A 26,847-nucleotide genomic window follows, 5' to 3' on the forward strand; every position below is an offset into this window, starting at 1 on the left:
GACCGACGCAGTGAGGTAAAGGAGGAGCCGGCCGCAGGCCGGCGGGGGACACGAACGGAGTTGGTCACCCCGGCCCATGCGGTGCCACCACGAAGTCACAAGACACACGAACGGAGTTGGCCGCCCCGTCCCATGCGGTGCCCCCACGAAGTCAAGACACGTCAGACAATAGAAGAACGCAAACAGGAAGCACGGAGACCCCAGATGACCGCCACGACGCAAGCCGCTGTGATCAAGCAGCACCTGATCGACCCTGAGATCTGCATCCGCTGCAACACCTGCGAAGCCATCTGCCCGGTGCAGGCCATCACGCACGACTCGCGCAACTACGTGGTCGATGCCGAAAAGTGCAACTGGTGCAACGACTGCATCTCGCCGTGCCCCACCGGCTCGATCGACAACTACCGCACCATGCCGCGCATCAAGGCCTATTCGCTGGCCGAGCAGCTCACCTGGGACAACCTGCCCGTCGAGCTGTCGGCCGCCGAGCGAGCGGCGCTGGCCGGCGATGCCGCCGGTGACGTGGTCCAAGCCGAGACCGAACCCGCAGCGCCTGCGCCGGTGGACCCCACCGGCCAGACCGCCTTCAACTCATCTCAATACGGCGCCACCACCCCGCCCTGGAGCGCCGCCCACGCCTACACCAACCTCTACGGTCCCAAGGCCGCCGAGAAGACCGTGACCGCCACCGTCACCGGCAACGTGCGTGTCACCGAAGTCGGCAAACAGGCTGGCCACGACTACGACACCCACCACATCGTGCTCGACTTCGGCAGCATGCCCTTCCCCTTGCTCGAAGGCCAGAGCATCGGTATCGTGCCGCCCGGCACCGACGACCAAGGCCGGCCGCACCACGCCCGCCAGTACAGCATCGCCAGCCCGCGCAACGGCGAGCGCCCGGGCTACAACAACCTCTCGCTCACCATCAAGCGCGTGCTCGAAGACCACGCCGGTCAGCCGGTGCGCGGCGTGGCCAGCAACTTCATGTGCGACCTGAAGGTGGGCGACACGGTGCAGGTCATCGGCCCGTTCGGCACCAGCTTCCTGATGCCCAACCACCCCAAGTCCAGCATCGTGATGATCTGCACCGGCACCGGCAGCGCCCCCATGCGCGCCATGACCGAGTGGCGCCGCCGCCTGCGGGCCAGCGGCAAGTTCGAGGGTGGGAAATTGATGCTGTTCTTCGGCGCGCGCACGCAGGAAGAGCTGCCGTACTTCGGCCCGCTGCAAAGCCTGCCCAAAGACTTCATCGACAGCAACTTCACCTTCAGCCGCACGCCCGGCCAGCCCAAACGTTACGTGCAGGACGCGCTGCGCGAACGCGCCGCCGACCTGGTGCCGCTGCTGCAAGACCCCAACGCCTGCTTCTATGTCTGCGGCCTCAAGGCCATGGAAGAGGGTGTGGTGCTCGCCCTGCGCGACGTGGCCACGCAGGCGGGTCTGAACTGGGACAGCATCGGCCAGGCGCTCAAGCGCGAAGGCCGGCTGCACCTCGAAACCTACTGAGCGTCGGCTGTCGCCTCGGCGGCTTCGGCCGTGAGCTGGCGCAGGGCCCGGTCCATCACCGGACGGGATTCGACCAGGCGCAGCCAGCGTTTGGCCATCAACTTTTCGCAGCTGCGTCGCGTCATCGTGTGCGCGCGGCCGCCATGGCTGGTGAACATGAACAGGCTGGCTTTCTGGCTGCTCCAGACCAACTGCGCACGCAGCCACTCGCCCCCTGAGTAGAGGTCGACCCAGCTTCCCGTCGTCAGGCGATTCAGCATGACCGACGTCGGATCGACCGACTCCGCAGCCGGCTCACCGTCTTCCAGGGCATCTGAGGTGGTGTCCGGGGCCTCGGCCGATACGGTGCCGGTCAGCGGCATGGGTTGGCTGAAGCCGGCGCTGGCCATTTCGCGGGCGCCGATCCAGGGCTGCTCGGGCGATTTCGGTTTCTGCTGCTCCGGCGATGCCGGTGCCAGCAAGGTCTCCAGCACCTCCCGCCCCGCGGCGATCTCCGGGTCGATGGTGCCCGGAGCCAGGCCTTCCGCCCGGGCGCGCACCCGGCGCAGCAGCAGCACCGGCTCGTGCAGTTTGAGCAGGGCATCGAAGAAGGTCTGAGTTTCTTCCGGCGACTTGCCGAGGCTCTCCAGCCCCTGGCGCAGAGACATCAGCATGCCTGGCACGATCTGGAACAGCTGGTTGGGCTTGCGCAGGGTCACCTGGCTTTGGGTGCTCCACAGCAGTTGAGCAATGACCTTGCGGTAGCCCAGCGGGTCCGGTCCGCCATCGGGATGGCGCAGCTCCGCCGAGGCAATCACCAGCGACCACGATCCGTACAGGAAGTCGAGCACGATGCCCGGTGCGTTGTAAATATCCGGGCGGTGGCTGATTTCCCAGGCGATCTGATCGGCCCGCGCTTGGCGCTGCTCGGCGTGGTTCAGGGCGTCCAGCTGCTGCTGTTGACGGGGCTCTTCCGCCTGGTCGTCGTTCGCCCAGCGTGCCGTCAGATCGGCCAGGGCCAGCTCGAACGGCCCGGCGTCGGGTGACCCGCTGTCGTTGAGCGAACGCACCTGCTGGCGCACCGGCTCGAAAAATGCCGCGAACCCCGGTGAGAACTCGTCGTTGTAGCGAAAGCTGCGCTGTGCGACCCCTTCGATCCACAGCCGCGCCGGGTGGTCGCTGCGGGCGAAGTAGCGCGGTTCCGCCAGGGCCAGGCGCAGCAGCGCGGGCTCCAGCGCCACCACCGCCTCGCGCACCGGCGCCAACAGCAGCGGATCGCCAGCCACCTGGCCCACCAGCTTGCGGACCACGTCCAGGCCGACCGCCTGCGACACCTTGTCGGCCTGGTGCTTGAGCTCCAGCAGAACCCGGGAGCGTTCGTGCGGTGCGGCGTAGTCGCCCCATTGGCCGGCGTCCAGCGGCGAGGCGACATCGACCTGTCGCGTGGGCCTGTCGACCACCGGCATGTCGCGGTAGCGCAGGCGTTCTTCTTCCAGTTCCGCGGCGTCGGGCGAGGGCAGCCGCGCCAGGAGGTCGACGTGGTGCAGCTCCTGACGGACCTGCTCGAAGAAGGTGTTGTCAAGCCGGTGGTCGAACACACCCTGTTCACCATCCATGAAGGCCTGCAGCACCTCGTGCTGCAGGAGCGTCTGGGGGCGCGCCAGGTCCTTCATGCGCAACGACATCGGCTGCGGCGGCGCTTCGCCAGCGGGCGCCAGGCCCATGCCCGCGCTGGCTTCGCCGGTCCGGCCCTCTTCCAGCCAGCCCCGGGTGGACTGGTGGGTGCCGGCAGGGGTGTCCGCCACCAGCCGGATGCGGTAGCCCGCCTCCTGCACCCTGGCCTGCTGCAACAGCAGAGCGATCTGCCCGTAGAGCTGACCGAGTTCGCGGGCCAGCGGAGCGGCCATCTTCTGCATCCACAGGCTGCGCAGCTGCGGGTCGGGCTCGCGCTCGCTCATCTGGTCGCGCAGCACCCGCACGAACACCGAGGGCCGCAGCGGGTTCTTTTCGGCGTGCACCGTCTCCAGCCCGATCAACGAGCTCATGCGGGCATCGACCATGGACAGCGCCTGTTCCACCACCGGCATCAGCTCCTGCAGCATGCGAGCCGACGCCAGCGACTCGTTGACCGAACTGTCTTCCACCAGCGCCAGCAGCGACGAGTCGGACATCTTGGCCAGTGAGGAGGTCGGCCCTTCGTGGCCCGCGTGTTGAAACGCCTGCTGCAAGCGCTGCGGGAACTGCGAGACGAGGAGGGTGCGCTGGCGCTCCAGGCTCCACCAGGCACGGGAAATCAGATCGCGCTGGACGACCTCGCGGCTCTGGTTTTCGGCCTCCTGCAGGCTTTCTACCGTCGCGGTCAGGCTGCGCCCGAGCAGGCCAGGGGCCTCCCTGAGCACCCGATCGAAACATTGATCGAGCAGCGACGGGTCTGAAGACATGGACGTGGTTGGGCGGTTGGGGCTGGAAAGATGTGCGAAATATCACACAGGTTACACCGTGGCGGGGCACACCGGTACTGTCAATCGGGTCACTCACACTCCAGATGAAACCGTCCGTCGCCTTGGCGTACAGTCCCCCCACTTATGCAAGCCGAAGCACACATGTTTCCCACCACCTCTGGCCGTCCCGTGCTGTCGGTGGACGTGGTGATGCGGCGAGAGCCCGTCACCGGACCGATGGCGCGCTGGCAGTCCTGGCGCTGGGTGTTGGCCGACGTCCTGCCGACCGGGGAACCGTTTGAAGAGGCTGTCGGCGCGCCGCAGCCGGTGGCCGCCGCAGCGCAGGAAGTGCAGCCGCTGCTGCCTGGTGCGGTGTCGGTGGATGGCGCCGGGTACTGGCTGTACCCTGGCCTGCGGGTGACGCTGTACCGCGACGACGTTGAAGGCCTGTTCCTCAACCTCTCCAGCCCCTCGCCCTGCTTCTGGGTGTTTTGGCGCGCTGATGAGGCGCATCTGCTGGGCGACGAGCCCATGGCCGTGCCGCAGATCGTGACCCTCAGCTACCACGACGCGGGCCGCTGGCTCGACGCCCAGGAAAAGGTGGACCAGGTGCCCGCGCCCGAGGCGGTGGTGGACTGGCTCAGGGCGTTCGTGGACCAGCACCACCGGGCCGAGCCCAAGCGCCGCCAGCGCCCCGCCAGCTTCAAAACGCTGACCGACCGCTTCGGCCAACCCGCCCGCGTGAGCACCGACAAGGCGGTTCGCGGCGGCGGCGGTTCAGGCCCGCGCGAAGGGGGTGGGGCATGACGCTTCGCATCGGCATCAGCGCGCGCCTGCTGCACGAGCCGCCTCCCGGGCTGGGTCTGCCGCAAAAGCGCCTGCAGTTCTTGGAGAGCTCCATGGCGCACTGGGTCATGGCCCACGGCGCGATCGCGCTCATGGTGCCCTTCGTGGACGAAGACAGTCCGCACCTGGCCAAGCGCGTGCCCATCGGCGAAGTGGTCGACTTGCTCGATGGCCTGGTGCTTCAGGGCGGCATCGACGTCTGCCCCGAAACCTATGGTGACCAGCTGCTGCAACCCGCATGGGCCGGTGACCCGATCCGCGACCGCTACGAGCTGGCGCTGCTGTGCGGCTTCATCGAGGCGCGCAAGCCCGTGCTGGGCATTTGCCGCGGCGCCCAGCTCATCAACGTGTACCACGGCGGCACCCTGGTGCAAGACATCCCATCGCAGCGCCAGAGCCCGGTGCAGCATCAGGACCTGACCCATTACGACCGCCTGCAGCACGAGGTGCAGTTTGAACCCGGCCTGCTGCTCGACCGGCTGTACGGTCCCGCCTTGCACCGCGTGACCAGCATCCACCACCAGTGCGTGGACCGCCTGGGCGAAGGCCTGGTGGTCGAGGCGCTGTGCCCGCAGGACGGTGTGATCGAGGCCATCCGCGCCACCGGACCGGGCTTTGTGCTGGGTCTGCAATGGCACCCCGAATTCCACCTGCTGCCGATCGAAGCGCGGCAGGGCCTGATCGACAGCGGCCCGGTGATGGAGGCCTTTCTGCAGGCCACGCGCGAGCGAGCCGACCGAATGCGCAAGCTGCCATGAGCGCCTCTGACGACAGCTTCTTCTCGCGCTGGTCGCGCCGCAAGGCGTTGGTACGCAGCGGCGAAGTGGTGGCCGAACCCGTGCCCCCTGTGCCTGCCGTGGCCGTGGCGGAGCCCGCCGCTGTGCCGGTGGCGTCCGACGCACCGGTGGTCGAAACCGCGCCACCCCCGCCCACGCTCGAAGACACGCTGGCCCTCACCCCCGCATCCGACTTCAGCCGCTTCGTGGCCAAGGGCGTGTCGCCCGAGGTGCGCAACGCCGCCGTGAAGAAATTGTTCGCCGACCCGCACTTCAACGTGATGGACGGGCTCGACATCTACATCGACGACTACTCCAAGCCCAGCCCACTGTCGGCCGCCGACATGGCGAAGATGGTCAGCGCCCAGTTCCTGAAACTGGTGGACGACCCCGAAGACAAAAACAAGAAGCCGCTGGCGGCAGGTCCAGCCGCAGGACCCGAAGCCGCCGCTTCGGCCATCAGCGCCGAACCGTTGCCAGCCACCGAAGACACTCGCGCACTAGACGCGGCAGAACCCGAAGAGACCCACGATGACCACGCTGATCTGCAACTGCAACCAGACCATGCCCCTGGACCCCAAGGCCCTGGGCCAGGGGCTGGATGAAGATCTGACGCTGCACACCACGCTGTGCCGCCGCGACGCCCCCGCCTTCCAGAAAGCCACCCGCAACGCCGATGAACTGGTGGTGGCCTGCACGCAGGAAAGCCGGTTGTTCTCCGAGCTGTCCGAGCAGACCGAAGGCGCCGTGTCGCTGCAGGCGCGCCCGATCCGGTTCGTGAACATCCGCGAGACCGGCGGCTGGGGCCGTGAGGCTGCGATGGCCACGCCCAAGATCGCGGCCCTGCTCGCCGCCGCGCGCCTGCCCGAGGCCGAGCCGGTGCCCACCGTCACCTACACCAGCGAAGGTCGCCTGCTCATCATCGGTCCGCTGGAGCGCGCCGAAGCCATGGCCGCGCTGGTGAACGACGCGCTCGACGTGACCCTGCTCGCCACCGGCGGCAGCGGCATGCAGGCGCGCCAGTACCCGGTGCTCGCCGGGCAGTTGCAGAGCCTGCGCGGCTGGCTCGGCGCGTTCGACGTGGTGGTCAGCGCCAGCAACCCCATCGACCTCGACCTTTGCACCCGCTGCAACGCCTGCGTGGCCGCCTGCCCCGAAGGCGCCATCGGGCTCGATTACCAGGTGGACCTGTCGCTCTGCCAATCGCACCGCGCCTGCGTCAAGGCCTGCGAGGCCGTGGGTGCCATCAACTTCCAGCGCGATGCGCAGGAACGAGAAGAAAAGTTCGACCTCGTGCTCGACCTGCGAGCCGCGCCGGGCTTCACCCAGCACGCGCTGCCACAGGGTTATGTGCACCTGCCGCCGTCGGCCGACACGCTGGCACAGGTGCGTGCCGTCACGCAACTTCGTGAGCTGGTCGGCGAGTTCGAGAAGCCGAAGTTCTTTACCTACAAACAAAAAATCTGCGCCCACGGCCGCAACCAGAGCGTGGGCTGCAACGCCTGTGTGGACGTGTGCTCGGCCTCGGCGATTTCAAGCGACCTGAAAAGAAACCAGATCGTCGTCAACCCCAACCTCTGCGTGGGCTGCGGCACCTGCACCACCGTCTGCCCCACCGGCGCGCTGAGCTACGCCTACCCGCGCGCCAGCGAGCAGGGCGTCAAGCTGCGCACCCTGCTGGCCACCTACGCCAGGGCCGGCGGCAAGGACGCCGCCCTGCTGCTGCACAGCCAGGAAGCCGGCGCGGCACTGGTGAACGACCTCGGGCGTTTGGCCCAGCTGGACAAGACCGTGCGCGGTGTGCCCGCCCGCGTGATCCCGCTGCCGCTGTGGCACACCGCTTCCACCGGCATCGACCTCTGGCTCACCGCCTTTGCCTACGGCGCGCGCCAGGTCTGGGTGCTGATGACCGGCGAAGAAGCGCCGCAGTACCACGCGGCCCTGCGCGAGCAGATGGCCGTGGCCGAATCCATCGTGCAGGCGCTGGGCTACAGCGGCCGTCACTTCAAGCTCATCGAAGTGCGCGACGCACGCGACCTGCCGGTGCTCGACGCCGAGCTGGGAGAAGCACCCGCGCAAGGCGTCACCAAGGCCGCCAGCTTCGCGGTGCAGCCCGAAAAACGCGCCACGCTCGACCTCGCGCTGGACCACCTGCTGCAAGACAGCGCCAGCCGCGCCACGCGCACGAAAGAGGTCGCCATCGCGCTGCCCGCGGCCTCGCCCTTCGGCAGCCTCAACGTCAACCGCGACACCTGCACCCTGTGCCTGAGCTGCGTCAGTGCCTGCCCTGCCAGCGCGCTGCAAGACAACGCCGAACGCCCGCAACTGCGCTTCATCGAAAAGAACTGCGTGCAGTGCGGCCTGTGCGCCACCACCTGCCCCGAGAACGCCATCACCCTGCAGCCGCGCCTGCTGCTCAGCGAAGAGCGCCGCCAGCCGCGCGTGCTCAACGAAGCGTTGCCCTACCAGTGCATCCGCTGCAGCAAGCCCTTCGGCACGCTCAAGGGCATCGAGGTCATGCTCGCCAAACTCGGCGGCCACGCCATGTTCCAGGGCGAGGCGCTGGAGCGCCTGAAGATGTGTGGCGACTGCCGCGTGGTGGACATCTATTCGAACCCGGGCGAAACCAAGATCACCGATCTTTGAAGCCCTTTAGCGATTGCACGAAGCTGCCATGAACGATTCCATCCCCGTGTCTTCCGCCCTCGACGAAGAAACCGCCCGCGCCGAGGTGTACGGCCTGCTGGCCGCGCTGTTCTACGCGCCGCCCAGCCCCGATCTGCTGGCCCAGCTGCGTGTGGCCGTGACCGAAGCGCCGGCAGCCGGTGGCTTTCTCGAAGAGCCCTGGCGCCAGTTCGTGGGCACGGTGCGCGAGCTGAGCGATCCGCAGGTGGCCGCCGAGTACAACGCCCTGTTCGGCGGCGTCGGCAAGCCCGAGCTCTACCTGTTCGGCTCCTGGTACCTCAGCGGCTTCCTCAACGAAAAGCCCCTGGCCGCGCTGCGCGGCGACCTCGCCGCCCTGGGGCTGTCGCGCGACGAGTCGATGACCGAAACCGAAGACCACTTCGCTTGCGTCTGCGAAGTCATGCGCTACCTGATCGCTGGCGACGACATGGAAGTCGCCAACCTCACCCAACAGCAAAAATTCTTCAGCGCCCACGTGTTGACCTGGGCGCCCGCGATGTGCGAGGCCATCGCCGCCCACCCCAAGGCAAAGTTCTATGCAGCGCTGGCGGCGTTCACGGTGGCGTTCATCAGTGTGGAGACACAGGGGTTTGATTTGATGGTGTGAAGGGGCTACGCTTTCGGTTCAATGACCAATCGCTACCAAACCACTGGGGCCGAAGGCGAGTTCGAGCCCGGCTCGAACGGACAGGTGCTGCGCAACCTGGTGGGCATCACCTCGCCCGCTGATATGGACGAATTGGAGTTGCGGCTGCTGGGCGAGCTGTACGACGAGGTGTTGCTGCAGGACTTCCCCGATCGGGCGCTCACCGTCGAAGACCTCAAGCGCTGGCACCACCAGTGGCTCGGTAACGTGTACCCCTGGGCGGGGCAGGAGCGTTCGGTGAATTTGGGCAAAGGTGGCTTTCAATTCGCCACTGCCGGGCTGCTGCCGGGCCTGCTCGGGGATTTTGAGCGGGAATGTCTGGCGAGGTGGACACCCTGCGGGCAACTCGCCCCCGCCGAGTTGGTGAACGCCATCGCGGTGACCCATGTGGAACTGGTCTTGATTCATCCGTTTCGCGAGGGCAACGGGCGCTTGGCCCGTTTGCTGGCCGATGTGATGGTCGTGCAGGCAGGCCATGAGCCCATGGACTACAGCAGTTGGGAGCAGCGCAAGCCGGCGTACATCGGCGCTATTCACGCCGGGTTGTCGGGCGACTACAACCCCATGGGCCAGTTCGTGGTCGAAGCCCTGGCCGCAGGCGATGCCAGCCTCAGCGGGCCAGCTTGATGTGAGCGAAACGCGTCGAGGGCTGTTGCAGCTTCTGCTCCAGCAGGGTCACGCTGCGGCCCGTTTCCACGGCGGTGGAGCTGGCCACGGCACGCAGCATCGCTTTGCTGCTGGGCTTCTTGCGTTGGGGCTCTGTGGGCTTCAGCATGCGGTGGTGTTGCGATGTCGGTGGTTTAGGGCGACGCTGAGCAAGTTGTTCAGCGTCGCCTGAGTTTACCGCTGGACCTGACAACGATCACCCTCCTGGCCGCCCATCCCGCGTGTTCACCGCCTCCGGCGCCTGCGGCTCCGTCAGCAGGCGCACGCTAAACAGCGCACCGTTCTGGCCGTCTTCGCGGTTCCCCGCGCTGATGGCGCCGCCGTAGCGTTCCACGAGCCCCAGGCTGATCCACAGGCCCAGGCCATTGCCGTCGTTCTTCGTGGTGAAGAAGGGGCGGAACAGGCGTTCTTCCACGCCGGGTGCCAGGCCCGGCCCGGAGTCCTGCACCTGCAGCAGTGCGCCGCGTGCACCGTGCTCGTCCGCCCAGTTCTGCGTGCTCAGGCGCAGCGTGCCGCCTTGCGGCATGGCCTGGATGGCGTTGATGAGCAGGTTGATGATGACCTGCTGCAGCTCCTGCCGGTTGAAGCCCACGCGCTGCGTGGCCTGCAGCTCACGAACCATCTTGATGCGCGTCTGCGCCAGCAGGTGCGCCACCAGCACCAGGCAGTCATGCACGGTCTGGTTGAGGTCCAGCGTTTCCACGTAGCCGGCGTATTCGGTGGGCCGGGCGTACTGCAGCAACTGGGTGACGATCAGGCGCATGCGCTCGACCTGTTCGTCCAGCAACTGGAGCTCGGCCTTCACCGGCTGCGCGTGTTCGCCCAGTGTCTCGCGCATCAGGTCCAGGTTGCCCTGCATCACCGCGATGGGGTTGTTGATTTCGTGCGCGATGCTGGCGGTGAGCTGGCCGATGGCCGCGAGCTTTTCGCTTTTCACCAGCTGCTGCTGCGCCAGCTGCAGCGAGGCGTTGCTGGCCTCCAGCTCGCGCGTGCGCTCGGCCACCTTGGCGTCCAGCTCTTCGCCCCAGCGGCGCAGGGCGGCGGTCTTGTCGTCGATCACGTCGAGCAGTTGGTCGAGGTGGCCGGCCAGCGCACCGAGTTCGTCGCGCGCGGGTCGGGCCCCCACGCGGGCGGCCTCACCGTCTTTCACGCGCTGCATGGTGTGGTTCATCTGCTCGACGGGTTTGAAAATGCTGCGCGCCCAGCGCACCGAGAACCAGGCCGAGACCGCCATCACGCCGAGAAAGATCAGGCCCATGAGGGCGAGCATGGCGTGACGCACCAGGCGGAAGGGCGATTCGAGGAAGCCCACGTAGAGCATGCCCACTCGCTCGCCCGCCGCGTCGAGCAGCGGGTCGTAGGCCGACACGTACCAGTCATTCACCACGAAGGCGCGGTCCAGCCAGGTCTGGCCGCCGCCGAGCACGCGCTCACGCACGGCTTGCGAGACGCGGGTGCCGATGGCGCGCTGGTCCTGGAACAGGCGCACGTTGGTGGTGATGCGCACGTCGTCGAGGAACAGCGTGGCCGTGCCAACGCTACCGAAGGGCAGGGCGCCCTCGGGGTAGACGATGCGGTTGATGTGGTCGATGAAATCGAGGTTCTGGTTGAGCAGCACACCGCCCACCAGCAGGGCCAGCGGCTGGTCGTTCGCGCCCAGTACCGGCTGCAGTGAGAGCACCACCATGGCGCGGTCTTCGATGCGGCGCGCGTCGGGCGCGGCGTTGCGCGTGGGCACCAGCGGGATGTGCAGGCGCGGCAGCAACTGTGGCGCCATGGCGCTGAGTTCGTCGCGCGAGAGCCGCACGATCTGCGCGGCGCGCGGATGGGCGCCGGGCGCATGGGACAGGTCGAGCAAGCGGGTGAGCGTTGCGGGCAGGGGGGTGCTGGGTCGGGCGCCGAGGGCGCTGACCAGGGGCTGTCCGTCGGGCCGGTAGAGCAGCAGGAAGTCGAGGTTCAACTCCTGCTGGGCAGCGGCGAGCGGCAGGCCCAATGGGGCATCGGCCGAGGCCGTCTGCAGGCTGTGCAGCAGCCGCTGCGAACGCGCCACGCCGCGTGTGCCGCTGCCTACCTCGATCAGCACCTGGTCGAAGTAGCCGCGCGCCACCGCCAGGTCGCTGCGCACCTTGGTGATGAGCAGCCGGTCGTAGGTGACGCTGCTCCACACCGCGATGGCCAGCACCAACAACGGGAACACCACCAGCAGCGGCAGCAGCGCCATCGCTAGCAGCTTGTTGCGCACCGAGGTGGCGAGCCAGCCGGGCGCGCGGCGGATCATGCGAGGTCCGTTCCGGCGTAACGTGTTCCATCCAAGAACCCGGCGGAACCGGCTTTGCCGGGCCGCATCGGGTTGCCCCCTTGAGGGGGTCGCGCGCAGCGCGGCGGGGGTGCTTTCACAAGCTATTCCATTCAGCGACGCGCCTTTCAAGGGTGCGACGCGACACACCGAGCAACTGGGCAGCGCGCGTCTTGTCGCCTTGCACCGATTCCATGACGGAAAGGATGTGCCGCTTCTCCATGGTGAGCAGGTCCATCGGGGCAGCGCTCGCGCTGGCCGTGGCCCGCTTCGCGTCACCGGGGTAGAGGGCCGACACGTTGAGCGAACCGAGGATGAGCGAGCGCTCGATCAGGTTGCGCAGCTCGCGCACGTTGCCCGGCCAGTGGTATTGGTGCAGGAAGTCCATCTCCTGCGCGCTGATCTGCAGCGGCGCCACGCCCAGGGCGGGTGCGAGCTGATTCACGAAGTGCGCCACCAGCTCAGCAATGTCCGACATGTGTTCACGCAGCGGGGGCAGGTTCAGGTCGACCACCTGCAGCCTGAAATAGAGATCCTTGCGGAAGCGGCCTGCGGCGACCTCGTCGGCCAGGCGGCGGTTGGTCGCGGCCATGATGCGCAGGTTCAGTGGCACCAGCTGCTCGCTGCCCACCGGGCGGATCTTCAGGTCTTCGATCGCTCGCAGCAGCGTGGCCTGGATCGGCAGCGGCAGCTCGGCGATTTCGTCGAGGAACAGCGTGCCGCCTTGCGCGTAGTGGAACAGCCCGTCGCGCGCCCGTGTTGCCCCGGTGAAGGCACCGCGCGCGTGGCCGAAGAGTTCGCTCTCGATCAGCTCGGGCGACACCGCCGCGCAGTTCACCGGCACGAAGGGCCCGGCAGCGCGCGGGCTCTGCGCGTGCAGCTCGCGCGCCACCAGTTCCTTGCCGGTGCCCGATTCGCCTTGCAACAGCACGGTGCTGTTGACGGGTGCCACGCGCGCGATGGACATGCGCAGGGCCTGCATGGGGGGCGAGTCGCCCACCAGGGCCGAGCCTCCCGCGGCTGGCGCCACCGCGCGGCGCAGCACGAAGTTTTCGCGCCGCAGGCGCGCGCGCTCATGGCACTGTTTGACGGCGTTGAGGATCTGCGGCACCCGGAAGGGCTTGAGGATGAAGTCGGAGGCGCCGGCGCGCAGCGCCTCGATGGCAGTGTCCAAATCGGCGAAGGCGGTGATCAGGATGACCTCGCCAGTGAAGCCCTGCTCGCGCAATTCTTTCAGCCAGGTCACGCCGTTTTTGCCGGGCAGGGAGATGTCGAGGATGACGAGGTCGACGTGGTGGCCGCGCAGCCACTCGGCGCCTTCTTCGGCGCTCGCTGCGCTCATGACGAAGTGGCAGCGTGGGGCCAGGGTCTTGACGAGGAAGTTGAGCATGCCTTGCTCGTCGTCCACGATCAGGATCGACCAGTCGGGCCAGCCTTCGAGGCTGCGTTCGGGGGCAAGGGGGAGAGGGGGGTGGTCCACCCGCCGGCATTCTACGGATGATGTTTACCAAATCACTGGGGTATTCCCCGGAATCCGACAGTTCCAGATGTCGATGGCGCCCCAACAGCGGGCTCCGGCGCGCGACAAATTGTCGCAACGCCGAATGCCATTTTGACGCGCGGTGCCACTGTGTTTCTTTCGCGCCTCAGGGTATTCCCTTTGGACCTGTGGCGTTCTCCCCGCGCCGCGATGCGTGCGTGTCTTCCCGCCGCATGAGCCCGCGGGTGGCACGGTTTTGGCTATGAAGTCGCTAGCACCCGTGGCGCGCTCGCTGGGCGCTGGCAAGCCGCATGTCAAGGGACTGCCTGGCCAGGTGTGCGGTGTCGATGGTCGCTTGCGTGCCGGTGGGGCGACGGTTAGATTCGCCATATGCAAAAAGCCCACAAGTCGCGTCAGGGGACGTGCAGCGGGCGCTGTTCAACCAGGAGACATGCATGCACAAGCCGCCATCTGAGTCCCATTCCCGCCTGAACCGGCGCACCCTGTTTGCCGGTGCGGGCACCGTGGGCGCACTGGCCGCTGCGGCGAGCCTGTTGCCTGGCGCGACCGCTGAAGCACCCCCTGAGGCGGCAGCCCTACGCCCTGCGCCGGAACGTGGCGGCGGCTACGCGCTGACGGACCACGTCAAGCATTACTACAAGACCACCCAGATCTGATCCCGCCGGAGAACCGCATGTTGCTGACCAAAAAATCCTCCGGCGTTGGCGCTCAAGGCGCCCGGGCCCACAGCAGTTTCGTCCACAGCCTGCAGCGCGGCCTGTCGGCTGCCTTGCCCACCATGGACCGCCGCGCTTTCCTGCGCCGATCGGGCTTGGGGGTCGGTGTCGGTCTGGCCGCGACCCAGCTGACGCTGGTCAAGAAGGCCAAGGCCGCCGACGGCAAGTCGATTGACGGCAGCGGCAAGATCGAAGTCAAGCGCACGATCTGCACCCACTGCTCTGTGGGCTGTGCGACGGATGCCATTGTTGAAAACGGCGTCTGGGTGCGCCAGGAGCCGGTGTTCGATTCGCCCATCAACCTGGGTGCCCACTGCGCCAAGGGCGCGGCCCTGCGCGAGCACGGCCATGGCGAGTACCGCCTGCGCTACCCGATGAAGCTGGTCAACGGCAAGTACGAGCGCATCAGCTGGGACACGGCGCTCGAAGAGATCACCGACCGCATGAAAAAGCTGAAGGAGGCCAGCGGGCCTGACTCGGTGTACTTCGTCGGGTCGTCCAAGCACAACAACGAACAGGCCTACCTGCTGCGCAAGTTCGTGAGCTTCTGGGGCACCAACAACTGCGACCACCAGGCGCGCATCTGCCACTCCACCACGGTGGCCGGCGTTGCAAACACCTGGGGTTACGGGGCCATGACCAATTCGTACAACGACATGCAGAACAGCAAGGTCGCGATGTACATCGGCTCCAACGCCGCCGAGGCCCACCCCGTGTCGATGCTGCACATGCTGCACGCCAAGGAAAACGGCTGCAAGATGATCGTGGTCGACCCGCGCTTCACCCGCACCGCGGCCAAGGCCGACGAGTTCGTGCGCATCCGCTCGGGCACCGACATTCCTTTCCTGTTCGGCCTGCTGCACCACATCTTCAAGAACGGCTGGGAAGACAAGCAGTACATCAACGACCGCGTCTTCGGCATGGACAAGGTACGTGAAGAGGTGCTGGCCAAATGGACGCCCGCCGCGGTCGAAGAAGCCTGCGGCGTGTCAGAGGCACAGGTGTTCAAGGTGGCCAAGATGCTGGCCGAGAGCAAGCCTGGCACGGTGGTCTGGTGCATGGGGCAGACCCAGCACACCATCGGCAACGCCATCGTGCGCGCTTCATGCATCCTGCAACTGGCGCTGGGCAACGTGGGCAAGACCGGTGGCGGCACCAACATCTTCCGGGGCCACGACAACGTGCAGGGCGCCACCGACGTTGGCCCCAACCCCGATTCGCTGCCCGGCTACTACGGTCTGGCCGCAGGTTCGTGGAAACACTTCGCCGCCGCCTGGGGTGTGGACTACGAGTGGATCAAGAAGCAGTACGCCGAAGGCACGATGGAGAAGCCCGGCATCACCGTCTCGCGCTGGATCGACGGCGTGCTCGAGAAAAACGAGCTGATCGACCAAGGCCCGAACATCCGGGGCATGTTCTTCTGGGGCCACGCGCCCAACTCGCAGACCCGGGGTCTGGAGATGAAGCGCGCCATGGACAAGCTGGACCTGCTGGTGGTGGTGGACCCGTACCCGTCGGCCACCGCTGCGATGGCGGCCATGCCCGGCAAGCCCGAAGATCTGAACCCCGACCGCGCGGTGTACCTGCTGCCGGCGGCCACGCAGTTCGAAACCAGCGGTTCGTGCACCGCGTCCAACCGCTCGCTGCAGTGGCGTGAGAAGGTGATCGAGCCGCTGTGGGAGAGCCGCAGCGACCACATGATCATGCACCAGTTCGCCGAGAAACTGGGCTTCGCCACGGAGCTGTCGAAGAACTACAAGATGCAGAAAGTCCATGGCATGGACGAGCCTGTGCCGGAAGACATCCTGCGTGAAATCAACAAGTCGGTCTGGACCATCGGCTACACCGGGCAGAGCCCCGAGCGCCTGAAGGCCCACATGCGCAACATGGGCGCCTTCGACGTGAAAACGCTCAAGGCCAAGGGCAAGGTTGTCGACAAGGAAACCGGCTACGACATGACCGGCGACTACTTCGGTCTGCCCTGGCCCTGCTACGGCACGCCCGAGATCAAGCACCCGGGCTCGCCCAACCTGTACGACACGTCCAAGCACGTGATGGAAGGCGGCGGCAACTTCCGCGCGAACTTCGGCGTGGAGAAAGACGGCGTGAGCCTGCTGGCCGAAGACGGTTCGCACTCGTTGGGTTCGGAGATCACCACCGGCTACCCCGAGTTCGACCACCTTCTGCTCAAGAAGCTGGGCTGGTGGGACGACCTGAGCGACGCCGAGAAGGCCAAGGCCGAAGGCAAGAACTGGAAGACCGACCCGACCGGCGCCATCATCCGCGTGGCCATGGCCCACGGCTGCCACCCGTTTGGCAACGCCAAGGCGCGCGCGGTGGTCTGGAACTTCCCCGACGCCGTGCCGCAGCATCGCGAGCCGATCTACGGCATCCGTCCCGACCTGGTGGCCAAGTACCCGAGCCACGACGACCAGAAGAGCCGCTGGCGCCTGCCCATCCTCTACAAGTCGCTGCAGCAGAAGAACATCGACGACAAGGTGCACGAGAAATTCCCGCTGATCATGACCTCGGGTCGCCTGGTCGAGTACGAAGGCGGCGGCGAAGAAACCCGCTCCAACCCCTGGCTGGCCGAGCTGCAGCAGGAGATGTTTGTCGAGATCAACCCGACCACGGCGGCGGCACGGGGCATCCGCAACGGTGAACGTGTCTGGGTGAGTTCGCCCACCGGTGCGCGCATCAATGTGCAAGCGCTGGTGACCGAGCGGGTGAACGATCACACCGTGTTCCTGCCCTTCCACTTCTCCGGCCGTTGGCAGGGCGAAGACATGAAGGCCCACTACCCGGCCGGCGCGATGCCCATCGTGCGCGGCGAGGCCATCAACACCGCCACGACCTACGGTTACGACATCGTCACGATGATGCAAGAGACCAAGACGACGGTCTGCAACGTCGAAAAAGCATAAGGAGAACGCACGATGGCAAGAATGAAATTCATCTGTGACGCCGAGCGTTGCATCGAGTGCAACGGCTGTGTCACGGCCTGCAAGAACGAACACGAAGTGCCCTGGGGCGTGAACCGCCGCCGCGTGGTCACGCTCAACGATGGTGTGCCCGGCGAGAAGTCGATCTCGGTGGCCTGCATGCACTGCAGCGACGCCCCCTGCATGGCGGTCTGCCCGGTCAACTGCTTTTACCGCACCGACGAAGGTGTGGTGCTGCACGACAAAGACGTCTGCATCGGCTGCGGCTACTGCTCTTACGCCTGCCCTTTCGGCGCACCGCAGTTCCCCTCGCAAGGCACCTTCGGCGTGCGCGGCAAGATGGACAAGTGCACCTTCTGCGCCGGTGGCCCTGAAGAGCACGGCAGCGCCGCCGAGTTCGAGAAGTACGGGCGCAACCGCCTGGCCGAGGGCAAGCTTCCAGCCTGCGCCGAGCAGTGCTCGACCAAGGCCCTGATCGCCGGTGACGGCGACACCGTGGCCGACATCTTCCGCACCCGCGTGCTGCGCCGTGGCAAGGGCGCCGAAGTCTGGGGCTGGGGCACGGCCTACGGCACCGCCCCCAAGGAAGGAGCCAAATCATGATGCAGCCTGGTCTCTTTCGAATCGCGATGGCCGCTGCCGTGCTGGCCCTGGGGGCTTGCGGCGAGACGCCGCAGGACCTCACCGGCCAGGGCGTCAAACAGGACGATGCGCCCTACACCGGCGTGGGCACCAGCCAGTACGCGCAGGCCGGCTGGAAGGTGGGCGACAAGGCCAGTTGGGAGCAACAGCTCAAGGCGCGCGCCCAATACGGGCAAAACGACTACACGCGCATGGGCGCGAAGCCCTGACGGAGGGACAGCCATGACCCGGCCCTCTTTCTTTTCTTCTTCTCAACACCCCTGGCGCGGCGGCCTGATCGCAGCGCTGCTGGCACTTGGCGTGGGCTGGGCATCGGCCCAGACCGCCCCCAGTGCCGCAGCGCCAGCCGACACCGTGCAGGCCGCACCGGCCGACGCAGGCGTCAAGAGCGCGAACATCTTCGAGATTGCGCCCGACGCCAGCACCGACCCGAAGTACGCCGAACAGACCAACGCCGAACGCAAGCAGGTGCAACCGGGCAACAACGCGCCCATGTGGCGCGACGTGGGCAAGGGTGTCACCGGTTTCAGCAGCCTGCCGCTGAGCCAGGCGCCCGAGGCGGGCAACCTGATCCAGCCGTTTGTGCAGTACCCGGGTTCGCGCCTGACCAACGCCGGCGAGGCCTGGCGGCAGGTGCGCAACGACTGGCTGATCCCCTACGGCGGGGCGCTGCTGTTCATCGTGTTGCTGACCCTCGCCATCTTCTACATGACCAAGGGGCCGCTGGGCGGACACCTCAAGGACACGGGTCGCACGATCGAGCGCTTCACGCCGCTGGAGCGCGCGGCGCACTGGTCCAACGCGGGCGCCTTCGTTGCGCTGGCGGTGTCGGGCATCGTGATGGCCTTCGGCAAGTTCTTCATCCTGCCTGTCATCGGCACCACGCTGTTTGGCTGGCTGACGTTTGCGCTGAAGAACCTGCACAACTTCGTGGGCCCGCTGTTCGCCGTGTCGCTGCTGATCGTGATCGTGACCTTCATCAAGGACAACATCGCCAACGCGGCCGACTTCGTCTGGCTCTCCAAGCTGGGTGGCATGTTGGGCGACAAGGAAGTGCCCTCGCACCGCTTCAATGCGGGCGAGAAGGGCCTGTTCTGGTGGGGCATCACGATCCCCGGCATCGTGGTGGTGGGCTCGGGCCTGTTCCTCGACAAACTGCTGCCCGGCATGCTGTACCTGCGCGGCGACATGCAGATTGCGCACATGCTGCACATCGTGTGTGCGCTGGTGATGATGGCGCTGATCATGGGCCACATCTACATGGGCACCGTCGGCATGAAGGGCGCCTACAGTGCCATGAAGACCGGCCATGTCGACGAGGCCTGGGCCCAGGAGCACCACGAACTCTGGTACGACGACATCAAGGCCGGCAAGATTCCTGCCCAGCGCAGCCAACAGGCAGGGCCGTCGGTGAGCGACGCCACCGCCAAAGCCTGATCATCTGAGGACATTTGCGATGAAATCATTCCTGATCGTTTCCCTGCTGCTGACCGCATCGGTCAGCGCCATGGCCAAGCTCCCCGCTCCGGTGCTGGACGACGCCGCCAAAGCCAAGGCCGATGAAGCCAAGGCCAAGACGGCGCACACCGGCAAGGTGGACGCCTACAAACTGTGCCTGTCGATGGACCGCTCGGCCGCGAACTACCAAAAGACCGCCGCCGCGGCAGGCAAAACCGTAAAGCCGGCCACGGCGACGCCACCCTGCGCCGATCCCGGCCCCTTTGTCTGGCCTGCGCCTGCGGCGGCTGCCGCACCTGCTGCAGCGCCCGCCGCGCCCGCAGCCCCTGCCGCCGCCCCGGCCAAAAAGTCCTGACGCAGCGCCTGAATTTCCCCTGATGCATCATGTAGAAGGCCTTCGGGCCTTCTTCCTTTTGTGAGCCCCGCCGTGACCCTTGTTGACCCTTCCCCCGTGCCGACCCTGCCCCGATTGACCCAGGCCATCGCACCACTCACCCGGGCGGTGGCGGTGGTGGACGAGTACGGCCAGCCCGGCACGGTCTCGATCCCTGCCGAGCGCGACCTCACGGTGTACGTGGACAAACGCGAACTCGTCACGCTCATGACCCTGGGCGCGCACCCCGAGTGGCTGGTGCTGGGCTTTCTGCTCAACCAGCGCCTGGTGGGTTCGGTGAGCGAGATCGAATCCATCACCGTGGACTGGGAGGTGGGCGCCGCCGCCGTGGTCACGCGACACGGCATCGATCGCATCGAAGAGCGCACCTCCAAACGAGTGGTCACCACCGGCTGCGGCCAGGGCAGCGTGTTTGGCGGGCTCATGGACGAGATCGATCGCATCGCGCTGCCGCCCGACGCGGTGCTGCGCCAGTCGCAGCTCAACCGCATCGTCAACACCATCCGCCTGAAAGAAAGCACTTACAAGTCGGCGGGTTCGGTGCACGCCTGTGCGCTGTTTGTCGACGATCAGCTGCAGCTGTTTGTGGAGGACGTGGGCCGCCACAACGCGGTCGACACCATCGCGGGCTGGATGTCGCTGCAGCTCGGCCTGCCAGCCGGGCAAAAAGTGTTCTACACCACCGGACGTCTGACCAGTGAGATGGTCATCAAGTCGGCGCAGATGGGCGTGCCCCTGGTGGTCTCTCGCTCAGGCATCACGCAGATGGGCCAGCAGATCGCCGAGCGCGTGGGTCTGTGCGCCATCGGCCGCGCGACGAACACGCGCTTTCTTTGCTACACACACCCGGAGCGGCTGGTGTTCGACGCGATCCCGGCAGAACCGGTGGCAGCGCGCAAAGCGGCACCGGTCGCACCGTCAGAAGCCGCCTAAACTCAGGTCCCCGCCGGCCAAAGGGGCCAGCCCCCACCCGCCGAGAGAGCCTTGCCGATGAGCCGCGACGTCCACATCATTGACCACCCCCTGGTGCAGCACAAACTCACGCTGATGCGCCGCAAGGACACCAGCACCAAGAGCTTCCGCGAGCTGGTGCACGAGCTCTCGGCGCTGCTGGCCTACGAGCTCACGCGCGAGATGCCGATGCAGACCATCGAGATCGAGACCCCGCTGGAGAAGATGAACTCCCGTGTGATCGACGGCAAGAAGATCGTGCTCGCGTCCATCCTGCGTGCCGGCAACGGCTTTCTCGACGGCATGCTGCAGGTCATTCCCGGCGCGCGCGTGGGCCACGTGGGCCTGTACCGCGACCCGGCCACGCTGCAGGCGGTGGAGTACTACTTCAAGATGCCCAGTGGCATGGAAGAGCGCGACGTGATCGTGCTCGACCCCATGCTCGCCACCGGCAACTCGGCCGTGGCCGCCGTGGACCGCCTGAAGCAGACGAAACCGCGCTCGATCCGCTTCGTCTGCCTCGTGACCTGTCCGCAGGGCATCAATACCTTCCACGATGCCCACCCCGACGTGCCGATCTACACCCCGGCGGTGGACCGCGAGTTGAACGAGCACGGCTACATCGTGCCCGGGCTGGGTGATGCGGGCGACCGCATCTTCGGGACGAAGTAGAGCCCACCCCCATCGCCGGTTCACTGCGTGTAACCGGCTCCGCCCCTCAAGGGGCAACGCGAGCGGCCTGGCGAAGCCAGTTCCGCCGCGTTCTCGAATGGGGCACGCGCTCCGGTGAAAGCGCTCGGCGCGCCGTGCCTCCACTCCCTCTCCCTCTGGGAGAGGGCTGGGGTGAGGGCCACGAGCGCAAAGGTCTCCCGTGAGCAATCCGTCTCGCTCTCTCTCAAACCGGAGCACGCCGCGCGGATGATCCGCTTGCGTTAAGGTCTGAGCATGTCTGTCGCACCCACTTCCACCCCCCCTTCCTTCTGGCAACTCGGCTGGCGCTCGCTCTGGCGCGACTGGCGCGCGGGTGAATTGCGGTTGCTGCTGCTGGCGGTGACGCTGGCGGTGGCGGCGCTGACGGCGGTTGGGTTTTTTGCTGATCGGTTGCAGGGCGGTTTGACGCGGGACGCGCGGGCGCTGATCGGTGGCGATGCGGTGATCCAGAGTGACAACCCGCCACCCCCGGCATTCGAGCAGCAGGCGCGCGGCCTGGGCCTGCAGACGGTGCAGACGCTGGGCTTTCCCACCATGGGCCGGGCGCGCGATGAAGACGGCGGCGCGGCGCGGTTGGTGGCGCTGAAGTCGGTGTCGCCCGGCTACCCGCTGCGCGGCAACCTGCGGGTGGCGGATGCGCCCGAAGCGCCCGATGTGGTCACACGCGGCATCCCGGCGCCGGGCACGGCCTGGGCCGATGCGGCCTTGCTGGTCGCGCTCGACCTGAAGATCGGCCAGCCGCTGCTGCTGGGGGATGCCAGCCTCATGCTGGCGAAGGTCATCGTGGTCGAGCCCGACCGGGGCGCCGGGTTCATGAGCTTCGCGCCGCGCGTGATGATCAACGCCGCCGACCTGGCGGCCACCGGTCTGGTGCAGCCCGCGAGCCGCCTGAACCACCGCATTGCGGTGGCCGGGAACGACGCGGCGGTGAAGCGTTTCGTGACCTGGGCCGAGGCCGAAATCGCCAAGCCCGATGTGCGCGGCCTGCGCCTGGAGTCGCTCGAAGGCGGGCGGCCCGAGATGCAGCAGACACTGGCGCGCGCCGAAAAATTCCTCAACCTGGTGGCGTTGCTGGCGGCGCTGTTGTCCGCCGTGGCGGTGGCCATCGCGGCACGCGGCTTCGCGCAGCGCCATCTGGACGACTGCGCCATGATGCGCGTGCTCGGCCTGTCGCAGGGAGCGATGGCGCGCGCCTATGCCTTCGAGTTCATCCTGGTCGGTCTCGCTGCGAGCGTGCTGGGTGTGCTCGCCGGTTATGCCTTTCACCACGTCTTCGTGCTGCTGCTCGCCGGCCTGGTCGAGGCGGCGTTGCCGGCCGCGAGCATCTGGCCGGTACTGTTGGGCCTGGGCATGGGGCTCACGCTGATGCTGGCCTTCGGCCTGCCGCCCGTTCTGCAACTCGCGCAGGTGCCACCGCTGCGCGTGATCCGGCGCGATGTGGGGCAACTCAAGCCCGCGACGCTGGCCGTGCTGGGCCTGGGTGTGGCCGGTTTTGCCGTCTTGCTGCTGGCGGCCGCGCGCGATCTCAAACTCGGCGCCATCGCCGTGGGGGGGTTTGCCGTGGCGGTGGCGGTGTTCGCGTTGGTGAGCTGGGGCGCCGTGTGGCTGCTCCGACGCAGCGTGAACGAAGCCACCGCGCCCCGCGCGCTGGTGCTCGCCACGCGCCAGCTCTCGGCGCGCCCGGCCTACGCCGTGGTGCAGATCAGCTCGCTGGCCGTGGGCCTGTTGGCGCTGGTGCTGCTGGTGCTGCTGCGCACCGACCTGATCGCCAGCTGGCGCAATGCCACGCCACCCAACGCGCCCAACCGCTTCGTGATCAACGTGCAACCCGAGCAGGGCGTGGCCTTTCAGCAGGCGTTGCGCGACGGTGGCATACAGAAGTTCGACTGGTACCCGATGATTCGCGGCCGGCTCGTCACGGTCAACGGCCAACCGGTGCAGCCCGACAGCTACGAGAGCGAGCGCGCGCAGCGGCTGGTGGAGCGAGAGTTCAACCTCTCGCACACCGCGGTGCAGCCGCCGCACAACAAGGTGGTGCAGGGCCGGTGGACCGCCAACGAGGCCGACGGCCTGAGCGTGGAGGAGGGCCTGGCCAAAGAACTGGGGCTGAAGCTGGGCGACACCCTGGGCTTCGACATGGCCGGGGTTGCGGTGAACGGCCGCATCACCAGCCTGCGCAAGGTGGACTGGGGCTCCATGCGTGTCAATTTCTTCGTCATTTTCCCGCTCGCGGAGATGCCCGATGTGCCCGCCACCTACATCAGCGCCTACCGCGTGGCCGACAGTGACCAGCGCTTCGACAACACACTGGTGCGCCAGTTTCCCAACATCACCAACGTCGACATGAGCCAGACCATCGCGCAGGTGCAGCGCGTGCTGGGCCAGGTGATCCGCGCGGTCGAGTTCCTGTTTGCCTTCGCGCTGGCCGCCGGGCTGGTGGTGCTGCTGGCCACGATCACCGCCACGCGCGGCGAGCGCGAGCGCGAGTTCGCGGTGCTGCGCGCCGTGGGCGCGGGCTCGAAGCTGTTGCGCGATGTGCAGCGCATCGAGCTGCTGGGCGTGGGTCTGCTCGCGGGCCTGCTGGCCTCGGTGGTCGCCATGGGCGTGGGCTGGGCGCTGGCGCGCTTCGTGTTCGAATTCAGCTGGCAGCCGTCGCTCTGGGTGCCGTTGGGCGGCGCGTTGGCGGGCGGTGTGCTGGCCCTGATGGCCGGCTGGTGGGGCCTGCGCAGCGTGTTGCGCACCCCGGTCGTTGAAACCTTGCGCCGCGCCGCGGTGTGACCCCGATGAACGCTTCTGAATCTCCCGTTTCCCCCACCACCCCATTTGAATGGATCGGCGGCGAAGCCCGCGTGCGGGCGCTGGTGGACCGCTTTTATGACCTGATGGACATCGAGCCGGGTTACCGCGAACTGCGCGCCGCACACGGCAGCACGCTGGACGACGCGCGGCAGAAGCTGCACTGGTTTTTGTGCGGCTGGCTGGGCGGACCGTCGCACTACGAAGAGCGCTTCGGCCATCCGCGCCTGCGCATGCGCCACATGCCCTTTGCCATCGGCATCGTCGAGCGCGACCAGTGGTTGGCCTGCATGGACCAGGCGATGGGCGAAACCGGTGTGCCCGAGGATCTGCGGGGTCGTTTGAAAGACAGCTTCTTCAAGACCGCCGACTGGATGCGCAACAGGCCAGCTTGACGGGCTGGGCGCTGCGCACACCTATGGGGTTGGCGAGCAGGAACTTGAGGCCCGCTTGAAGAGTGCCTTGCCGCTGTAGAGTGCCAGCACTTCATCCTTGTCGCATCGCATTCCGAAAGCGGGTGTGCCATTGACGGAGACGCGTGCCGTGAGAACGTACTTCGCGGTGGCCTGGGAGCCGTCTTCCGATACCTGAATCTTCATCTGGCTCAAGGCGCTGGACACGCTGAGGCCGTTGGATTGCAGCTCGCGGGCGGATTCCCGTTGCAGTTTGCAGACCGCCCTCTGTCCCCCGGACTTGACGATCGCAGGTGACGTGCTGTGGTCGACGAGGTTGAACGTCAGGTCCGGTGCCGCCAATCCGCACAGTGTGGTGTGGTCAAACCGGTCGGACGACTCCCGCGCCAGCTGTAGCACGTTTTCCACCACCGCTTGGCTGAGCTTGTCGACGGGGGCGGTCTGCGCGAACTTGCTGATCGGCTGGGCCGGGCGCGGAGCCGCGACCGGGATGTTGGTGCGGCAGTCGATGTCCGAATAGACGGTCTGACCACTGGCGTTCTTGCATTTGTACAGCGGCGCCGCGGATGCGTGACACGCCAGCAACGCCAGGCCGAAAACGCACGCACACCTGAAAAAAGAAAAATGACGAACCATCCCCGGCTCCTCCCTGTGGATCGGATTGCACTGGCAGGGACTTTACCGTAGGGGTGGTTGAGCCCTGCCAAGCGGTCAGCGCCCCACGGGCTTGAGCAGCACCACCAGCGCCCCGGCCCCGCCCTCGGCCGGCCGCGCCTGCACGAAGGCCATCACTTCCTTCTTCTGCACCAGCCAGCGCAGCACCCGGCCCTTGAGCACCGGCGCGCGGCCGGGTGAACCCAGGCCCTTGCCGTGCACCACGCGCACGCAGCGCAGACCCAGCTGGTGCGACTCGCGCACGAAGCGGCCCAGCGCCTCGCGCGCCTCGTCCACCCGCAAGCCGTGCAGGTCGATCTGGCGCTGGATGCTCCAGTGCCCTTCGCGCAGTTTGCGCATCACATCGGGCCCGAGCCCATGGCAGTGGTAGCTCAGCTGGTCGTCGGTGTGCAGCAGCGTCTCGACATCGAACTCGTCCGACAGCGCTTCACGCATCACGGCGTCTTCGTCGAGCTGGCGCTGCCGGGGCTCGGTGGACACCGGTCGGCGCGGATGGATCGCCAGGCGCCGGTCGCGCAGCGGCTGCACGGGGCCTACAGCCAGTTCGAACAGGCGCAGTTCGCGATCAATCCGCAGCAACCGCAAACGCTCAGCCTCGCGCGCCACCACCTCGGCAGCCGCCCTGTCGGCGATCACCTTGTGCAGCGTCTTGAGTTCGGACAGCGAGCGCCATTTCATGGTGGATCATTCTCGCGCAGGAGAAGTACCCAGCGCCTTGGAACCGACATGGCCGAGCAGGATGGCCTTGAGGCAGCCGGAGCGCGTGCCCAACCCCGCACACACCGAAGATCCGGCTTCGCCGGTCCAATGGTGTGGTCCCCCAACGGGGGAAGCCGCGCAGCGGCGCAGGGGGGCGAAGGCAACGCTGAAAAAGTCCCTCGTGGCGCGGGCATCCTGCTCTCGGGCGGTCTGCGGCGTTGCAAAGCCTCGCCGGGCCGCCCGGCCCGTCTGCGTTTTGCGCCTTGCAGCCCATCCCGACCGCAGGCGCCTGCATCCACGGGGGCTTATTCAGCGTCGCCCTAAATCAACCCCATCTCGGCCATGGACGCCGCTTGATCTCGCGTCACGATGAAGTGGTCGAGCACCCGCACGTCCAACAGCGCCAGCGACGCCTTGAGCGTTTGCGTGAGCGCCTCGTCGGCGCGCGAGGGGCGGGCTTCGCCGCTGGGGTGGTTGTGGGCCAGCACCACCGACGCGGCATGGTGGTGCAGGGCCCTGAGAACGACCTCACGCGGATACACACTGGTTTGTGTGAGGGTGCCGCGAAACAGCTCTTCGAGTGCGATCAGCCGGTTCTGGCTGTCGAGGAACAGCACCGCAAACACCTCGTGGGCTTTCGCGCCCAGTTGCAGCTGCAGGTACTCGCGCACGGCTTTCGGGCTGTCGAACAAGGGCTTTTGCTGCAGCTCCTGTGCCAGCGCCCGGCGCGCGAGTTCCAGTACCGCCACCACCTCGGCCCGCTTGGCCGGCCCCAGGCCCTTGATGACTTTCAGCGCGTCGGCGCCGGTGTGCAACAGGCCGCCCACGCCGCCGAAGCGATCAAGCAGCTCCTGGGCAAGCTGGATCACGTGTTTGCCTGCCATGCCGGTGCGCAGCAGCAGGGCCAGCAGCTCGGCATCGCTGAGGGCGGATGGGCCTCTGGCCAGGAGTTTTTCGCGCGGTCGCGCATCAATGGGCAGGCTCTTGAGTCCTGTGCTGGCAAGGCCATTCATGTGTGTGTTTCCCTGGGTGTGCCCGCTTTTTACAATAGCGGTTGTTGCGTGGCGGGCACACCCAGGGAAACACACACATGAATGGCCTTGCCAGC

Annotated in this window: 24 protein-coding genes; 17 read left to right on the forward strand and 7 right to left on the reverse strand. The window is 66.9% G+C overall.

Annotated features, from left to right (window positions below; all coding sequences use genetic code 11):
- Window positions 1-204: 204 nt before the first annotated feature.
- Window positions 205-1,506: a benzoyl-CoA 2,3-epoxidase subunit BoxA gene (boxA, locus tag B0E41_RS16455; RefSeq protein ID WP_077332255.1), complete on the forward strand. Its 1,302-nt coding sequence runs from the start codon at window positions 205-207 to the stop codon at window positions 1,504-1,506.
- Here the strand turns inward: boxA and B0E41_RS16460 are convergent.
- Window positions 1,500-3,926, reverse strand: coding sequence for a DUF1631 family protein (locus B0E41_RS16460; RefSeq protein ID WP_077332257.1), 2,427 nt, complete (start codon window positions 3,924-3,926; stop codon window positions 1,500-1,502). The two genes, boxA and B0E41_RS16460, sit on opposite strands and share 7 nt — an antisense overlap.
- Window positions 3,927-4,088: 162 nt before the next feature.
- On the opposite strand from B0E41_RS16460, the gene B0E41_RS16465 reads away from it, so the two are divergent.
- From B0E41_RS16465 to B0E41_RS16490, 6 genes are read left to right on the forward strand one after another with little or no spacing between them, the layout of a single operon-like run.
- The gene (locus tag B0E41_RS16465; protein ID WP_077332304.1) at window positions 4,089-4,733 is read left to right on the forward strand and encodes a DUF3305 domain-containing protein; all 645 of its coding nucleotides are present in this window, start codon (window positions 4,089-4,091) and stop codon (window positions 4,731-4,733) included.
- A complete protein-coding gene (locus tag B0E41_RS16470; protein ID WP_077332259.1) occupies window positions 4,730-5,530 on the forward strand; it encodes a gamma-glutamyl-gamma-aminobutyrate hydrolase family protein in 801 nt (266 codons plus the stop codon). Before B0E41_RS16465 ends, B0E41_RS16470 begins: the two co-directional genes overlap by 4 nt.
- Complete coding sequence (locus B0E41_RS16475; protein ID WP_077332261.1) at window positions 5,527-6,153, forward strand: DUF3306 domain-containing protein; 627 nt, start codon at window positions 5,527-5,529, stop codon at window positions 6,151-6,153. Before B0E41_RS16470 ends, B0E41_RS16475 begins: the two co-directional genes overlap by 4 nt.
- Complete coding sequence (locus tag B0E41_RS16480; protein WP_077332302.1) at window positions 6,113-8,194, forward strand: 4Fe-4S binding protein; 2,082 nt, start codon at window positions 6,113-6,115, stop codon at window positions 8,192-8,194. Before B0E41_RS16475 ends, B0E41_RS16480 begins: the two co-directional genes overlap by 41 nt.
- A gap of 28 nt (window positions 8,195-8,222) precedes the next feature.
- Window positions 8,223-8,840, forward strand: coding sequence for a molecular chaperone TorD family protein (locus B0E41_RS16485; RefSeq protein ID WP_077332263.1), 618 nt, complete (start codon window positions 8,223-8,225; stop codon window positions 8,838-8,840).
- A 21-nt stretch (window positions 8,841-8,861) separates the two neighbouring features.
- Window positions 8,862-9,506 (forward strand): Fic family protein, encoded by a 645-nt coding sequence (locus tag B0E41_RS16490; RefSeq protein WP_077332265.1) that lies wholly within the window; start codon window positions 8,862-8,864, stop codon window positions 9,504-9,506.
- On the opposite strand, the gene B0E41_RS27160 is transcribed toward B0E41_RS16490, so the two are convergent.
- From B0E41_RS27160 to B0E41_RS16500, 3 genes are all read right to left on the reverse strand, one after another.
- Window positions 9,490-9,654 carry a hypothetical protein gene (locus B0E41_RS27160; RefSeq protein ID WP_171984791.1) on the reverse strand — a complete coding sequence of 55 codons (165 nt, stop codon included), beginning with the start codon at window positions 9,652-9,654 and terminating at the stop codon, window positions 9,490-9,492. The genes B0E41_RS16490 and B0E41_RS27160 overlap by 17 nt on opposite strands.
- An 87-nt stretch (window positions 9,655-9,741) precedes the next feature.
- Window positions 9,742-11,823: a cache domain-containing protein gene (locus B0E41_RS16495; protein ID WP_077332267.1), complete on the reverse strand. Its 2,082-nt coding sequence runs from the start codon at window positions 11,821-11,823 to the stop codon at window positions 9,742-9,744.
- 115 nt (window positions 11,824-11,938) lie between these two features.
- Complete coding sequence (locus tag B0E41_RS16500; RefSeq protein ID WP_077332269.1) at window positions 11,939-13,321, reverse strand: sigma-54 dependent transcriptional regulator; 1,383 nt, start codon at window positions 13,319-13,321, stop codon at window positions 11,939-11,941.
- A gap of 455 nt (window positions 13,322-13,776) precedes the next feature.
- Here B0E41_RS16500 and B0E41_RS16505 point away from each other — a divergent pair, with 455 nt between their 5' ends.
- From B0E41_RS16505 to B0E41_RS16550, 10 genes are all read left to right on the forward strand, one after another.
- Window positions 13,777-13,998: a formate dehydrogenase gene (locus tag B0E41_RS16505; protein ID WP_077332271.1), complete on the forward strand. Its 222-nt coding sequence runs from the start codon at window positions 13,777-13,779 to the stop codon at window positions 13,996-13,998.
- Between the two features lie 17 nt (window positions 13,999-14,015).
- Window positions 14,016-16,982: a formate dehydrogenase subunit alpha gene (locus tag B0E41_RS16510; protein WP_077332273.1), complete on the forward strand. Its 2,967-nt coding sequence runs from the start codon at window positions 14,016-14,018 to the stop codon at window positions 16,980-16,982.
- A gap of 12 nt (window positions 16,983-16,994) precedes the next feature.
- Entirely contained in the window at window positions 16,995-17,603 is a 609-nt protein-coding gene (fdh3B, locus tag B0E41_RS16515) for a formate dehydrogenase FDH3 subunit beta (protein WP_077332276.1), read from the forward strand.
- Entirely contained in the window at window positions 17,600-17,851 is a 252-nt protein-coding gene (locus tag B0E41_RS16520) for a hypothetical protein (protein WP_171984792.1), read from the forward strand. Before fdh3B ends, B0E41_RS16520 begins: the two co-directional genes overlap by 4 nt.
- A 13-nt stretch (window positions 17,852-17,864) precedes the next feature.
- Window positions 17,865-19,079 carry a formate dehydrogenase subunit gamma gene (locus B0E41_RS16525; RefSeq protein WP_077332278.1) on the forward strand — a complete coding sequence of 405 codons (1,215 nt, stop codon included), beginning with the start codon at window positions 17,865-17,867 and terminating at the stop codon, window positions 19,077-19,079.
- Window positions 19,080-19,098: 19 nt separating this feature from the next.
- Entirely contained in the window at window positions 19,099-19,455 is a 357-nt protein-coding gene (locus B0E41_RS16530) for a hypothetical protein (RefSeq protein WP_077332280.1), read from the forward strand.
- 96 nt (window positions 19,456-19,551) lie between these two features.
- Entirely contained in the window at window positions 19,552-20,427 is an 876-nt protein-coding gene (locus B0E41_RS16535) for a formate dehydrogenase accessory sulfurtransferase FdhD (RefSeq protein ID WP_077332282.1), read from the forward strand.
- A 57-nt stretch (window positions 20,428-20,484) separates the two neighbouring features.
- A complete protein-coding gene (upp, locus tag B0E41_RS16540) occupies window positions 20,485-21,117 on the forward strand; it encodes a uracil phosphoribosyltransferase (RefSeq protein ID WP_077332284.1) in 633 nt (210 codons plus the stop codon).
- A 273-nt stretch (window positions 21,118-21,390) separates the two neighbouring features.
- Window positions 21,391-23,934 (forward strand): FtsX-like permease family protein, encoded by a 2,544-nt coding sequence (locus tag B0E41_RS16545; protein WP_077332286.1) that lies wholly within the window; start codon window positions 21,391-21,393, stop codon window positions 23,932-23,934.
- Between the two features lie 5 nt (window positions 23,935-23,939).
- A complete protein-coding gene (locus B0E41_RS16550; protein WP_077332288.1) occupies window positions 23,940-24,347 on the forward strand; it encodes a group II truncated hemoglobin in 408 nt (135 codons plus the stop codon).
- 21 nt (window positions 24,348-24,368) lie between these two features.
- Here the strand turns inward: B0E41_RS16550 and B0E41_RS16555 are convergent, their stop codons facing one another.
- The 3 genes from B0E41_RS16555 to radC all read right to left on the reverse strand — a co-directional run bounded on the left by B0E41_RS16555 (window position 24,369) and on the right by radC (window position 26,752).
- A complete protein-coding gene (locus B0E41_RS16555) occupies window positions 24,369-25,001 on the reverse strand; it encodes a DUF4124 domain-containing protein (RefSeq protein WP_077332290.1) in 633 nt (210 codons plus the stop codon).
- A gap of 75 nt (window positions 25,002-25,076) precedes the next feature.
- Window positions 25,077-25,718, reverse strand: coding sequence for a Smr/MutS family protein (locus B0E41_RS16560; protein ID WP_077332292.1), 642 nt, complete (start codon window positions 25,716-25,718; stop codon window positions 25,077-25,079).
- Window positions 25,719-26,059: 341 nt separating this feature from the next.
- Window positions 26,060-26,752, reverse strand: coding sequence for a DNA repair protein RadC (radC, locus tag B0E41_RS16565; RefSeq protein WP_077332294.1), 693 nt, complete (start codon window positions 26,750-26,752; stop codon window positions 26,060-26,062).
- Between the last annotated feature and the right edge of the window lie 95 nt (window positions 26,753-26,847).

The organism is Hydrogenophaga sp. A37 (genome assembly GCF_002001205.1).
In the GTDB taxonomy this organism is placed as follows: Bacteria; Pseudomonadota; Gammaproteobacteria; order Burkholderiales; family Burkholderiaceae_C; genus Hydrogenophaga.